The organism is Pseudomonas sp. MWU12-2037, assembly GCF_023242345.1.
Lineage (GTDB): Bacteria > Pseudomonadota > Gammaproteobacteria > Pseudomonadales > Pseudomonadaceae > Aquipseudomonas > Aquipseudomonas gingeri_D.
On sequence record NZ_JALLIZ010000005.1, the window covers coordinates 1 to 12,548 of the forward strand.

General features: G+C 57.8%; 15 protein-coding genes and 1 pseudogene. 6 read left to right on the plus strand and 10 right to left on the minus strand.

Annotated features, from left to right (window positions below; genetic code table 11):
* The 6 genes from M5B42_RS10365 to M5B42_RS10390 all read right to left on the minus strand — a co-directional run.
* On the minus strand, positions 1–819 hold an 819-nt coding region (locus M5B42_RS10365; RefSeq protein WP_248745735.1), incomplete at its 3' end, for a F0F1 ATP synthase subunit A.
* The gene (locus M5B42_RS10370; protein WP_152740783.1) at positions 809–1,105 is read right to left on the minus strand and encodes an ATP synthase subunit I; all 297 of its coding nucleotides are present in this window, start codon (positions 1,103–1,105) and stop codon (positions 809–811) included. The genes M5B42_RS10370 and M5B42_RS10365, both read right to left, overlap by 11 nt.
* The gene (locus M5B42_RS10375; protein ID WP_103498173.1) at positions 1,098–1,433 is read right to left on the minus strand and encodes an AtpZ/AtpI family protein; all 336 of its coding nucleotides are present in this window, start codon (positions 1,431–1,433) and stop codon (positions 1,098–1,100) included. Before M5B42_RS10375 ends, M5B42_RS10370 begins: the two co-directional genes overlap by 8 nt.
* Positions 1,426–1,815, minus strand: a complete 390-nt coding sequence (locus M5B42_RS10380) for a F0F1 ATP synthase subunit epsilon (protein WP_152740889.1) — start codon at positions 1,813–1,815, stop codon at positions 1,426–1,428. Before M5B42_RS10380 ends, M5B42_RS10375 begins: the two co-directional genes overlap by 8 nt.
* Positions 1,805–3,232, minus strand: a complete 1,428-nt coding sequence (atpD, locus tag M5B42_RS10385; RefSeq protein ID WP_248745736.1) for a F0F1 ATP synthase subunit beta — start codon at positions 3,230–3,232, stop codon at positions 1,805–1,807. The genes M5B42_RS10380 and atpD overlap by 11 nt, the downstream gene beginning before the upstream one ends.
* Before the next feature lie 114 nt (positions 3,233–3,346).
* Positions 3,347–3,994 (minus strand): BON domain-containing protein, encoded by a 648-nt coding sequence (locus tag M5B42_RS10390; protein WP_103498175.1) that lies wholly within the window; start codon positions 3,992–3,994, stop codon positions 3,347–3,349.
* Between the two features lie 309 nt (positions 3,995–4,303).
* On the opposite strand from M5B42_RS10390, the gene M5B42_RS10395 reads away from it, so the two are divergent.
* The 4 genes from M5B42_RS10395 to M5B42_RS10410 all read left to right on the plus strand — a co-directional run bounded on the left by M5B42_RS10395 (position 4,304) and on the right by M5B42_RS10410 (position 7,238).
* Positions 4,304–4,450, plus strand: a complete 147-nt coding sequence (locus tag M5B42_RS10395; RefSeq protein ID WP_248745737.1) for a hypothetical protein — start codon at positions 4,304–4,306, stop codon at positions 4,448–4,450.
* Entirely contained in the window at positions 4,447–5,136 is a 690-nt protein-coding gene (locus M5B42_RS10400; RefSeq protein WP_248745738.1) for a 2,3-bisphosphoglycerate-dependent phosphoglycerate mutase, read from the plus strand. Before M5B42_RS10395 ends, M5B42_RS10400 begins: the two co-directional genes overlap by 4 nt.
* Positions 5,137–5,359: 223 nt before the next feature.
* Entirely contained in the window at positions 5,360–6,508 is a 1,149-nt protein-coding gene (locus M5B42_RS10405; protein WP_103498178.1) for an HD-GYP domain-containing protein, read from the plus strand.
* Positions 6,509–6,689: 181 nt separating this feature from the next.
* Positions 6,690–7,238 (plus strand): cupin domain-containing protein, encoded by a 549-nt coding sequence (locus tag M5B42_RS10410; protein WP_103498179.1) that lies wholly within the window; start codon positions 6,690–6,692, stop codon positions 7,236–7,238.
* 397 nt (positions 7,239–7,635) lie between these two features.
* Here the strand turns inward: M5B42_RS10410 and M5B42_RS10415 are convergent, their stop codons facing one another.
* Positions 7,636–8,517 carry an SDR family oxidoreductase gene (locus tag M5B42_RS10415; RefSeq protein ID WP_177098632.1) on the minus strand — a complete coding sequence of 294 codons (882 nt, stop codon included), beginning with the start codon at positions 8,515–8,517 and terminating at the stop codon, positions 7,636–7,638.
* Between the two features lie 94 nt (positions 8,518–8,611).
* On the opposite strand from M5B42_RS10415, the gene M5B42_RS10420 reads away from it, so the two are divergent.
* Together M5B42_RS10420 and M5B42_RS10425 are read left to right on the plus strand one after the other, a co-directional pair.
* Positions 8,612–9,220, plus strand: coding sequence for a TetR/AcrR family transcriptional regulator (locus tag M5B42_RS10420; RefSeq protein WP_248745739.1), 609 nt, complete (start codon positions 8,612–8,614; stop codon positions 9,218–9,220).
* Between the two features lie 11 nt (positions 9,221–9,231).
* Positions 9,232–9,359: pseudogene (locus M5B42_RS10425) on the plus strand (IS630 family transposase); the annotation flags it as partial.
* A 182-nt stretch (positions 9,360–9,541) separates the two neighbouring features.
* Here M5B42_RS10425 and M5B42_RS10430 read toward each other — a convergent pair.
* The 3 genes from M5B42_RS10430 to M5B42_RS10440 are packed head-to-tail and all read right to left on the minus strand — an operon-like array spanning position 9,542 to position 12,505.
* The gene (locus M5B42_RS10430; protein WP_103498183.1) at positions 9,542–10,924 is read right to left on the minus strand and encodes an LLM class flavin-dependent oxidoreductase; all 1,383 of its coding nucleotides are present in this window, start codon (positions 10,922–10,924) and stop codon (positions 9,542–9,544) included.
* A 34-nt stretch (positions 10,925–10,958) separates the two neighbouring features.
* Positions 10,959–11,804 (minus strand): amino acid ABC transporter permease, encoded by an 846-nt coding sequence (locus M5B42_RS10435; protein ID WP_103498184.1) that lies wholly within the window; start codon positions 11,802–11,804, stop codon positions 10,959–10,961.
* Positions 11,801–12,505: a transporter substrate-binding domain-containing protein gene (locus M5B42_RS10440; protein ID WP_248745740.1), complete on the minus strand. Its 705-nt coding sequence runs from the start codon at positions 12,503–12,505 to the stop codon at positions 11,801–11,803. Before M5B42_RS10440 ends, M5B42_RS10435 begins: the two co-directional genes overlap by 4 nt.
* Between the last annotated feature and the right edge of the window lie 43 nt (positions 12,506–12,548).

Below are 12,548 nucleotides of genomic sequence, written 5' to 3' on the forward strand. Positions count from 1 at the left end.
AGGGGGGGGGGGGGGGGAGGGGGGGGGGGGGGGGGGGGGGGGGGGGGTGGGGGGGGGGGGGGGGGGGGGGTGGGGGGGGGGGGGGGGGGGGGTGGGGGGGGGGGGGGGGGGGGGGGGGCATGTGGTTGAGGCAGGTTCAGGGGTTCTGGGTGATTTGCGCGAGCGGGTTGCCGCGGCGATGTAGACCGCCGCCAGGATGCTGAAAATGTAGGCCTGGACCATGCCGGTCAAGAGTCCCAGGGCACTCAGGAGCACGGGAAAGATGAAGGGGGTGATGGTCAGCAGGATGGCCAGGATCATCGTGCCGCTCATCATGTTGCCGAACAGCCGGGCCGCCAGTGCCAGGGTGCGCGACAATTCGCTGACGATATTGAACGGCAGCATGATCACCGTCGGTTTCAGGTAGGCGTTCAGGTATTCAGCCACGCCGCTTTCGGCGATACCGAACAACGGCACGGCGATAAACACGCAAATAGCCAGTGCCGCGGTGGTCGACAGGGAGCCGGTTGGTGGCTCGTAGCCGGGCACGATGGTGAAGAGGCTGGCCGTTCCCACGAAAAGGAACAGGGTGCCGAGAAACCCCAGGTATTTGCGCGGTTGGACCAGGCCGACTTCGCCGATCTGCGTGACGATGCCGGTCACGACAATTTCCAGCAGGTTCTGCCAGCGGCTGCGCTCCAGCCCTGTCGCCAGACGTCGGGTGATCAGATGGGAACCCAGTGTCAGCACCAGCATCAGGCCCCAGGTGAAGGCGATGGTCGCGTTGATCTTGAACAGGCCGTATTGCCACAGCACGATGTCGTCCGGACTAAGGTGCATGGTCACCCTCCAGGTTCACCACTGCCGGGCGCGAGAGCCGCATAATGAGCAGGCGTGCCACGACAAAGCCGGACAAGGCGGCCAGCCAGCGTTGCCAGGTGTCGCCGCAGGCCAGGTAGAGGCCCACCAGCACGATGGTTGTACGCACCAGCAGGCTGGCAAAAAACCACAGCCCGACCCACGGCGACGCCATCGCCCGCCGAACCGTCCACCACAGGCCGCCAAAAAACACGACACCCAGCACCACACCGGCCAGCAGGGGCGCCAAGAGGTTTAGTTCATTCATCGTCATCGGTCTCCTGTTCGTGTATTTCGCGCTCTTCCTTGGCGACCCAATGCCAGGCATTGAAACAGCCCAGCACCAGGCCGGCGGCCATGAGTGCCAGCGTCCATGAGCGCCCGCCCGGGTAGCGCCCATCCAGCCACAGGCCGGCGGCCGCGCCGAGCAGGGTGGGAATCACCACCGACCAGCCGATCAGCCCCATCATCCCCAGGCCTGACCAGACGGTCCGCGTCCTATGGCGTTGAGCCTTGAGTTTGCGGGCCGCCTTGCTGCCGACTTGCTGGCTGAAGGCCTTTTCGCCGGGTGTCGGCTTTTTCTCGTCGTCACTCATGATGCAGGGCGGCGAAGCGGCGAATGAAGCTGCTTTCCAGTTTAGCCAAGGCCGAACGAACGCTTTGCTCTTGCTCGTGCCGGCTGAGGAACTCCCGTTCGATCACCTGGCGCAGCTGCGCAAGGTCCATATTGCCGATCGCATCGCGCACGCACACCAGGACTTCGCCACCGGTTTTAACCAGCACGCCTTCGTCGACCGCCAGGCAGACTTCGCCTCCCTCCCTCGTTTCATAGGTCAGGATGCCCGGCACCAGGGCCGCGGCGCAGTCGAGCCGGTTGGGCAGCAGGCCAAAGGCGCCACTGAGTGATTCGGCAACGATGCGCAGGACCTCGTGCTCCTCGGCGAAGACCTTGAAGGGCAGCAGAATCTTAAGATGCATGCGGGTTGACGGCATTTCCCACCTCCGGGACGTGCTTGTCCATGGCTTCGTCGATACGGCCAATCATGTACAACGCCGCCTCCGGCACATCCTTGAACTCGTCCCGCAGAATACGCTCGCAGCCGTCAAGGGCGTCCTTGAGGCTGACCAGTTTGCCCTGCATGCCGGTGAACTGTTCCGTGGTGAAAAACGGCTGGGTGAGAAAACGCTCCAGCCGGCGTGCACGCGCCACCACATTGCGGTCTTCGCTCGACAATTGTTCGAGGCCGAGCATGGCGATGATGTCCTTGAGATCGGCGTATTGCGCCAGCGTACGGCGGATCTCCTGGGCCAGTGCGTAATGTCGCGTGCCGATAACCCCGGGCGTCGCCATCTTCGAGTTTGACTGTAGTGGATCTATGGCGGGATAGAGCCCCTCGCTGGCCCGTTTGCGCGAAAGCACGATGGACGCCGACAGGTGCGAGAAGGTGTGCATCGCGGCCGGATCGGTGAAGTCGTCCGCCGGGACGTACACCGCCTGGATCGAGGTGATGGCACCGGAGTCGGTATTGGCGATACGGTCTTGCAGTTGGGCCAGCTCGGTCCCCAGGGTCGGCTGATAGCCCAGGCGGGCGGGCATCTGCCCCATCAGCCCGGAGATTTCCATGCCGGCTTGAATGAAGCGGAAGATGTTGTCGACCAGCAACAGCACGTCACGGTGTTCATCGTCGCGGAAATACTCGGCCATGGTCAGCGCCACATGGCCGACCCGGAAGCGGGCACCTGGTGGCTCGTTCATCTGGCCGAACACCATCACCATGTTGTCGAGCACGCCGGCCGACTTCATGTCGCGATAAAGCTCTTCGCCCTCGCGACAGCGCTCGCCAATGCCACAGAAGATGCTGACCCCTTCGTGCTGGCCGACCATATTGTGGATCATCTCGGTCAGCAGCACTGTCTTGCCGACTCCCGCACCGCCAAACAACCCGGCCTTGCCGCCACGTTCCAGTGGCATCAGGACGTCAATGATTTTCACGCCGGTCTCGAACACTTCGGATTGGGTCGTACGGTGCGCGAGCGGAGGCGGTGGGCAATGCACGCTGCGCCAATCCACCTCGGGTGCCGGCAGCCGGTCGATGGCGTTGCCGAAGACATCGAACATCCGTGACAGGATTTCCTTGCCAATGGGGGCCAATAGCGGCCCGCCACTATCCGCGACCGGCATACCCCGGGCGAGTCCCTGGGTGGGGGTCAGGGCGATGCCACGCACCCGTTGTGCATCGAGCTGGGCAAAGACTTCAATAAAAACCTTGCCGTCCACTCCGGCATGCAACAGCGAGTGTATCGGCGGAAGCAGGGAATCGAAGTGAATATCGACGACGCTGCCCCGTACTGACACGATGACCCCCATGTTCGAGAAGCCGGCCATGTTGTTCATGGGGTTGCCCATAAGCATCCAACCACCGGGACGCCACATTCCTGGCTGAACTCGATGCTGATACGGCTCAAGTGAACGACTGCATCCGGCATGGCTGTCCTCCGGGCGATTGAATCAGGCAATCAGCAAGTGATCCTGTACTTTTCTCACGCCGGGCACCGACCAGGCTGCCCGGGCGGCCAACTGGCGTTCACGCCATAGATGAACCTTGCCTTCGAGCTTCACGACATCGCCATCGACCTCGACGTGAATGCCCTTGGCATCGAGCTCGGCATTGCGCTTGAGGGCTTCTTCGATGCGTTGCTGGATATCGACGACGTCCACCCGCGCGCGCAGGGTGATCTGGTTGTTCACACCCAGCACACCGGACAGCTTGCGCACGGCCCGTTCAGCGGTTTCTTTCTGATACTGCCAGTCCACTTCGCCTTCCAGGGTGATCCAGCCTTTCTGCACAATGACCTTGACGGCGTCTTCGGCAATATCGGAGCTCCAGGTGATGATATTCAAGGCGCGGTTGGCGATGGTGTCGTCGTCCATGCCGGCGCCTTTGGCCAGCCGTACCTGTATTTCTTCCGCCACCGCGCGAACGCCCCTGACGCTTTTGACCGTCTGTTCGGCGCTGACTTTCTGAGCGTAGCTTTTGACATGACCGGAGAGCGTGACAACACCGTTGTCCACCGCCACGCCAATATTGGCGGCGTCGATTTCGGGGTGGAACTCAAGCTCTTCCATTATGGTATTGCGCAGACTCAAATCGCTCATGAGGGTGTCCTCTGGCTGATGCACGGGGGAGGGTCGCGAGAACCCGTCAATCTTTTCTACGCCTGAGCACCGGAAAATCATTGAGCTAAATCAACAATGCCTTGTTGAGGTCGATCCCGATGTCGTGTCTTGCGCGTGCGTGGTGTCGCCGCGTTTGCGGATCAATAGATTGGCAGCACAACACTTCAGTAATTTGGCATCGACGCGGGGGTATCCTGTACGTGCTGCTAGGCTATCTTCTCAATCTGGAGTCCATGATCACGGGTGGGGTTGATACAGCCGGACTACATCAAGTGGAGAGACATTGAGATGAACATGCCAACGTTTACGGGGCAGGGCACGGGCCATCAGGCGGTGCTCGATCAGCCCCTGATCGAGCAAGCTGACACGGCACTGGTCGCCATCGACGCGGGCATCGGGGCCTATGTGGGCAAATCGCAAAGGCAAGCATCGTGAGCCGGTTGTTCCTGGTCAGGCATGGCCAGTCGATCTGGAACCTGCAAGACCGGTTTACCGGTTGGGTGGATGTTTCGCTCAGCCAGCAGGGCGTGCTTGAGGCGCAACGGGCGGGGGCGTTGCTGAGGGAGGAGCATTTTGATGTGGCCTTTACCTCCACCCTGTTGCGGGCACAGGACAGCCTGTATGAGATCCTCAGGCAGAATCGCCATTGCGATCAATATGTGCGGGTGCATGAACAGAGCAGTGAGTGGTATGAGCATTTCATGCCGACCGACGGCGATGCTAACGAACTGAAAATCCACGTCTCGGAAAAGCTCAACGAGCGTTACTACGGCGATCTGCAAGGCCTGCAAAAAGACTGGGCCAGCCAGCATTACGGCGCGGAACAGGTGCACCTGTGGCGCCGCAGCTACGATATTCCGCCTCCCAATGGCGAGAGTCTGCAAATGACCGCGGCCAGAACCCTGCCTTACTATCAGGCGCGAATTGTCCCGCATCTGCAGAACGGTGAGAGCGTGTTGATCGCCGCCCACGGAAACTCCCTGCGTTCCATCATCATGCACATCGAGAAAATGACGCCGGAACAGATAATCGACTACGAGTTGGCGACCGGTGTCCCCCATCTGTATACATTCGATAATGATTTACAGCTTGTCGATAAGCGGATTTTCACGGTGGCGTAGGGATTTTCCTACCCTGTTTCCGTTGTTCCTATCCCGGAATAGGGATTCACCGATGGTGAGGGTGCCATTGTTGGGCCAGTATCTTTCCCAGGCAGTCGAGATGTCGGTACGCCGACAAGGAGATGCCCCGACCGAGAGAGCGGCGGTGGGCGAAAAGGCATGACCTACCCCGGCTTTGACACTGTTAGAAGTGCCATAGAATAAAATTCAACGAGGGCAGGTCATGTTGAAATGTCATGAGTTCTGTCAGGCGGCGCCCGACAGCGAGGCAAGGCCTTTTTGGAGGGATCGACCCACTCACTCCGAGTTGGAAGTTGATTGCGTGATGGGGTGCGCCAGTGAAACGCCAGACAGCAGCGTTTTATCAGCCTCAGCCTCTCCCCATGACGCTTCCAGTTCCCCGCAGCCCCCGCGAATAGCGATGAACGACGAGCTGGTTGCCGCCAGGAGCCTCTGCGCAAAATCCCGCGCCGCCGTGGTTGAGATGTTCAGACACGCGCGCATGGGCCGTGCCCTGGAACTGGAAAGCATCGGTGCACTTGTCGATGACATTTCCAGTTCGATTTCACGCCACCCCGACGCGTTTATCAGCCTGGCTCGTCTGAAAAGTCTCGATGATTACACCTATATGCATTCGGTTGCCGTCTGCGCCCTGATGATCGCCTTGGGCAATCAACTGGGCCTGCCTGAAGCATTGATCCGCAGAGTGGGGCTCGCCGGCCTGTTGCACGATATTGGAAAAATGGCTATCCCTGGCGCCGTCCTCAACAAACCCGGGCGATTGACCGACGAGGAATTGCAGTTGGTTCGTACCCACCCTCTGGAAGGAGAAAAAACACTGTCGGCCACCTCGCAGGTGTGCGAAATGGTTGTGGATGTATGCCTGCACCATCACGAAAGATTCGATGGCCAGGGCTACCCGCATCAATTGGCCGGTGAGCAGATCAGCCTCTTTTCCCGGATGGCCGCTGTTTGTGATGTCTATGACGCAATCACCTCCGATCGTGCTTATAACGAGGGCTGGGATCCAGCCGTTGCGGTCCAGAAAATGTCATCGTGGGAAGGGCACTTTGACGATGAAGTATTTCGAGCTTTCTTGAAGTGCGTGGGTATTTATCCCGTGGGGTCGCTTGTTCAACTGAAAAGTGGCCGCATTGGCGTCGTTGTTGAACAGAACAGTCATTCGCTCTTGACCCCCAAGGTGAAGCTGTTCTATGTGCCGGTCTTGAATGTCCATATAACACCCAAACTCGTGGACCTGAGTGATCCGTTGCAGAAGGACCGGATCTGTACGCGTGTGCCTGTCCAGCGCTACAGGTTCAAAGACACCGACTTATTGTGGCAGGAAGAGAGCAAACCCCAACAATCCTGACGAAAGCGCCGGGCTGTAGCGTCTGCATATGCCGCTCGTCGAACCATGACATGACTCGGGCGGCTAGGTTCCGCGCCTGCAAACATGGTCTAATCAGGCGACAATTTGGGGGCGCGGAAATATTTTCGTACGACACCAGCAGGCCGCCCCTCGCAACCCTCAGGTTCTGAATAGGGCTGTCATGGATACCGGTTCACGACTCAAGCTTGTGCGAGAAAGTTACAAGATATCCCAGCGGGAGCTGGCCAGGCGCAGTGGCCTGGCCAATGGAACGATTTCGTTGATCGAATTAAATCGCGTGAGCCCCTCGGTCAGTTCGCTGAAAAAACTCCTCGAGGGGTTTCCCATGACCTTGGCGGACTTCTTCTCCTTCGATCAGCCCGTGGAGGAGCAGCGCTATATCTTCCGCGCCAACGAACAACCTGATCTGGGCCGTGACGGACTCAGGTTGCTGCTGGTCGGTGCCCAGGTGCCTGGTCGGCAAATGCGCATGTTGCGCGAGCAGTACGCCCCGGGGGCAGGCTCAGGGGCAGAGCCGATCGTGCATGCCATCGGCGAGGAGTGCGGGTTGGTCACGCGCGGCACGATTGAGCTGACGGTGGACGGCAAGATCAGCGTACTGACGGCCGGGGACGGGTATTACTTTCCGACGACGCTACCCCATAGTTTTCGCAATATCGGCCAGGATGAAGCCGAGATCATCAGCGCCAACACACCGGCGAACTTTTGATCGCTATCCTCGTGCGTCGGTCCCCCCATGCCTCTGCCTGGGGTTCAATTTGCTTGATTGGGAAGACCTGCGCTTTTTCTCCGCATTTGCCCGTGAGGGATCTGGCAAACCAATCGCGGAGAGGTGCGTGCAGAGGGCCGCAATCTGACAACGAGTCTGTGGTCGCGGGTTTGACCACGGACTCGGTTCTAGGTCTGTCTTATGGCTGAACGGCTAATCCCATAAGGCGAAATGGATGCCAGCGACCTTGTCCAACCTTGCTCTTTACGAGCTCTCTATAGGTTTGCCATTGCCGAGTCATCTTGCCTTAGAACTGCTACTGAACGCCTCCCGAGGAAGAATGCGATTGTAATATGGCTGATACAGGGCAAGAAACAGCTTGCCCTGATACTGGAGATTAGACGTCAGCACCGCCTAAAATATTTTCTAGTTGCATTTCTTTTAAAACACGGTCTTGAATGGGTTGCTTGGCAGCGTTAATTTCATCAACACCCCAAACCATGCCGACCGCTGTGCGTGTAGGGCGTTTGCCAGCAGGCATATCTGCTAGCGCTAAATAAGTATCTACGACCAACTGTGGATCTGGTGCTTGGTCAGACTGCATAAATTTCGCGAACTCTGCGAACATAGCGGCAGGTATCTTTGCTAATTCACCATAGCTGTCCAGCACGTCAATACGGGAAGGCTCTTGCCCTCCTGCACTTAGACCTGTAGGGAACGGGCCTGGTTGCACGATGGCAATATCAATGCCGAAGGGCGCCACTTCGTAACGTAAGCCTTGGACGTAGCCTTCCAAAGCATGCTTGGTGGCGGCGTATGTAGAGAAATACGGCGCCGAAATCTGGCCGACCATTGATGAGGTGTTAATGATCAGACCGGACTTGGCTTCCCGCATAGCGGGCAAGACAGCCTGTATAATGCGCATAGCGCCATAGTAGTTGGTTTCCATCTGTTCCCTGGCTTGGGCAATACTAAATGCCTCCGTAATGCCAAGGTACATTACGCCTGCATTGTTAATCAAAATATCAATCTTGCCCGCTTTAGCCAGCAAACTTTCAATGGCTGTTTTGACGGATTCGTCGCTGGTGACATCCATATCTACAACATGGATGAGCTTGCTATACGCTTCCAGCTCGGTCTTGACTGCGGCGTTCTTGCCTTCTGTGCCACGCATGGTGGCGAACACTCGGTAGCCCTTATCTGCAAAATCTTTCACTGCTTTTAGGCCAAATCCACTGCTGCTACCTGTGATGATTACGTTTTTTTGTGCGTCACTCATATTTTCTTTCCTGGTGGCTTGTCAATTAAATACCGGCTGGTACAATAAGGTGGCAGGGCATCGCATGTCAAGTTAAAATACCAGGTGGTACGAAATGAGCTCAAATCCAACAAAGCCTTCAAGGGGACGACCTAAGACCCTGGACCGTGATCACGTTTTGGATGTGGCAATGGATGCCTATTGGAAAGAGGGCATAGGCAACTTATCCCTTAATGAAATTTGCAGAAGATGTGATATATCGAAGCCAGGTCTTTATCGTGAATTTTGGAATGAAGATGGCTTGATGAAAGCTGTTATTCTTAAATATCAGGAGCAGGTGCTAGATCCTGTGCGGCAGATGTTAAATACAGAAATGCCGTTTCGAGAGGCGCTTGACAACTTAGTGTCATTTGCCACCTCGGTTAGTGATAGTCAAGAGATCCCAAAGGGATGCCTTTTGATAAAAATGCGCGAATCACGCACGCACTTGGGTGAAGCAGCACGAGCACAAATTGATTTCATTCAGGCGCAAGCATTAACTGCTTACTGGAAATGGGTGGAACGTTCAAAGGCCAAATGTGAGTTTTCTGCAGACATGTCATCAGAGTTTGCATCTGCCTATATCGATGCACAGTTAAGTAATGCTTCGTCACAGATCTCTCGTGGTGAGGATCCACAAATTGTAAAGAAAATACTAGTAGTCGCTTTTTCGATGTTGGGATGACTAGTGATCACATGAGCTCTCAGGGCATCGTGCTCAGGGAAGACGAACAAATTGAACTGAGTCGGCGCATAAGATCAGTCCGCGCGACGTTCGTCGGGCGCGGATGATTTTGCTAACCGCTCAAGGTTGTTCTCGTTCGGCAGGCCAGACCTCAAAAATGTAGCTACTGCCTGTGTGATGGCCGAGGTCTATGGCCGTTCATCAACCAGGCCAGCCCCCCGAACATGGCTTTTTCCGACAATCCTTCCACGATGGGAAGTTGGTCACGCATCAGTTCTTCGAGTCCGGGGTCGCGAGCCATGAGTCGTACCTTCCTATGCCCTAGAGCTTCCTGCCGAAACGAAATGATGCTCCGTAGGCCGAGTCGGGTAAATGGTTGCTGCCATCTTCCCTCAGCCTGGACCGGAAGGTTCCGCTATGGGGCTGGGTTCTGTAGAGGCCGCGCTTTTGCAATTCAGGAATGATCAACTCCACGAAGTCTTCAAGCGAGCCGGGACTGATCAACGGATTGATCATGTAGCCGCTGGTGCCGGAGATACGTGCATGCTCCTCGATCCGGTCGACGACCTGTTGCGGGGTGCCGACCAGGATCAGGTCGCTGCCGCGGGTGACCTTGGCAAAGCGCTGTTTTACGTCGCCTGCCGTCAAAGGTTTGCCACTGCCATCGGGGTGCATGACGTAGGACGTCAAGCCTTCGGTATGGGTCGACAGTGCATCACTGTCGGCATAGCGGCTGATATCGATACCGGTGTCGCCGGCATAGCTGACCAGTTGCGCCTGAAGATGGTAGTTGCTTTGCAAAACATCATATTTGCGCTGGGCTTCAATCTCGCTTTTGGCGGTGACAATCCGCAGCACGGTCAGGGACTTCACATCCTCACGCTTACGGCCGCGTGCCTGGGCCTTGGCCCAGATGTCTTCCAGCCCCTGACGAATTTCATGGGGGTTGGATTTGGCGATGAAAATCAGCTCGGCATGCTTGGCCGCGAATTCACGACCCCGACCCGACCAGCCGGCCTGGATCAGCAGCGGTGTGCGCTGTGGCGACGGCGAGGTCAGATGCGGTCCGGCCACTCGATAATGCTCGCCCACGTGATTGATCGGCCGTACCCGGTCACCCCGTGCATACACTTGGCGAGCCTTGTCGGCCACCACGGCATCGTCGGCCCAGCTGCCTTCCCAGAGTTTGTACGCCACATCGAGAAACTCTTCGGCGCGTTCATAGCGGTCATCGTGTTTGATCATCTGTTCCAGGCCGAAATTACGCGCGGCACTGGAGAGATAGGAGGTCACGATGTTCCAGCCCACGCGGCCGTTGGTCAGGTGATCCAGGGTGCTGAAGCGCCGGGCATGAGTGAAGGGGTGTTCGTAGCTGGTGGTGACCGTGACACCGAAGGCCAGATGCTCGGTGACCGCTGCCAGGGCCGGAATGATCATCAGCGGATCGTTGGCCGGCGCCTCCACGGCCCATTTCATCGCGGCATCGGCGTTGCCGCCAAAGACGTCGTAGAAGCCCAGCACATCGCCGAAGAACAGCATGTCGAGGTTGGCCTGGTCGGCAATGCGCGCCAGGTTTGTCCAGTAGCCCAGGGAGTTGATGGCCAGGCGTTCGTCGGCCGGGTGCGTCCAGAGACTTGGCGCACCGCCGCAGCCGACACTGGCTTGTTCGTAGAGGGCAAACAATAGAGGTTTTGGATCGGACATCTTCGTTCCTGAAAAAGTCGTTGAAGGGGTGGACTCACCGCTGGTTCTTGAACCCTTTGCCGTAATGGCGCTCTAGGCGTACCTGTATCAGCTCCAGGCCGATGGAGAGCAGCCAATAGATGACTGCGGCGGTGGTGAGCATTTCGATATAGCGATAGGAGGAGCGGCCATACGACTGCGCCAGGAACATCACTTCCCAGACGCCCATGACCGAGATCAGCGAGGAGTCCTTGAGCATGGAAATGAACTGGCTGGTGGTCGGCGGAATGATCGTGCGCATCGCTTGCGGCAGGACGATGTGCAGGAAGGTCGCTGTGGGGCGCAGGCCGAGGGCGGCTGCCGCTTCCCGCTGACCGGGTGCCACGGCCATGATGCCCGCGCGAAAGATCTCGCTGAGGTAGGCGCCGTAGTTCAGCGAAAGCGCAATGATGCCCGCGCTGATCGCCCCGGGCACCACACCCAGTTGCGGCAGGCCCAGGTAGATCAGCAGTATCTGGATCAGCAGGGGCGTACCGCGGAAAAACGAGGCGTAGAAACTGGCCACGCCGAAGGCTACCGCGCTGGATGACAAGCGTGCCAAGGCCGTCACGAAGCCCAGCAGCAGCGACAGCCAGATCGAACAGAAGCACAGGAACAACGTCAGTGCCGCCCCCTGCAGAAAGCCGTTCGGTCCCAGGCGCAGGCCGACCAGGTTCGGCCATTTATCCAGAATGATCGAGAACTTCAGATCGAAGCTCATGAAAAACAGCACGCACAGTCCGAGCATGACCGCCCAGGTCAGATACAGCCGGGCCCGGAAACTCAATAGAGGGTGCCAGCGGCGCGGCTTGCTGTCGGTTGCCGAAGTCACGGGCGTGGGGGTTGGCTCAAAGGCTGTCATTGGCTGATATCGGCACCGATCCACTTCTGCGAAATCTTGCTGAGTGTCCCGTCGGCTTTAAGCTGGGCAACGATCTGAGTGACCTTGGCATTCCATTGCGCATCGCCTTTTTCGACGGCCACGACGTTGGGTTCCGCATACAAGGTGTCACCGGCAATCTTGAAACGAGGGTCCTGGGCAATCCGTTCGCGGGCGGTGATGAGGTTGGTGACCATGGCGTCAAGACGCACGCCGGTTCCCAGGGCGAGGTCCTGGAAGGCCACCGTTTCATTGTCGTAGGGCGCGACCTGGACCTGATCGAATGGGTACTTCAGGGGTTTGTCCTCGGCACCCTCGATCACCAGATCCTTGTTCAGGTAGGCCTCGTAGGTCGAGGCGCTGATCACGCCGACTTTCTTGCCCGAGAGGTCCTTGCCCGAGACGATGTCATTGTTCTTGGTGTTCACCACAATGACCGCCGGCGACTGGTAATACTCCACCGGGAAATCAAATACTTCAGCGCGTGCCTTGCTCGGGGTCATCGAGCAGACGCATATGTCATAGCGTCCGCTCCAGTGGCCTGCCGCGATCACATCCCATGAAGGGGTTTCCAGATGCAGCTTCACCCCAAGACGCTGTGCCACGGCCTTGGCGACATCGACGTCAAAACCATCCAGCTGGTTTTGATCGTTGAGAAAGGAGAAGGGCGGGTAGCTTTCCATCAAGACACCGACGAGCTCGCCTTTTTTTGTCACTCGATCAAGG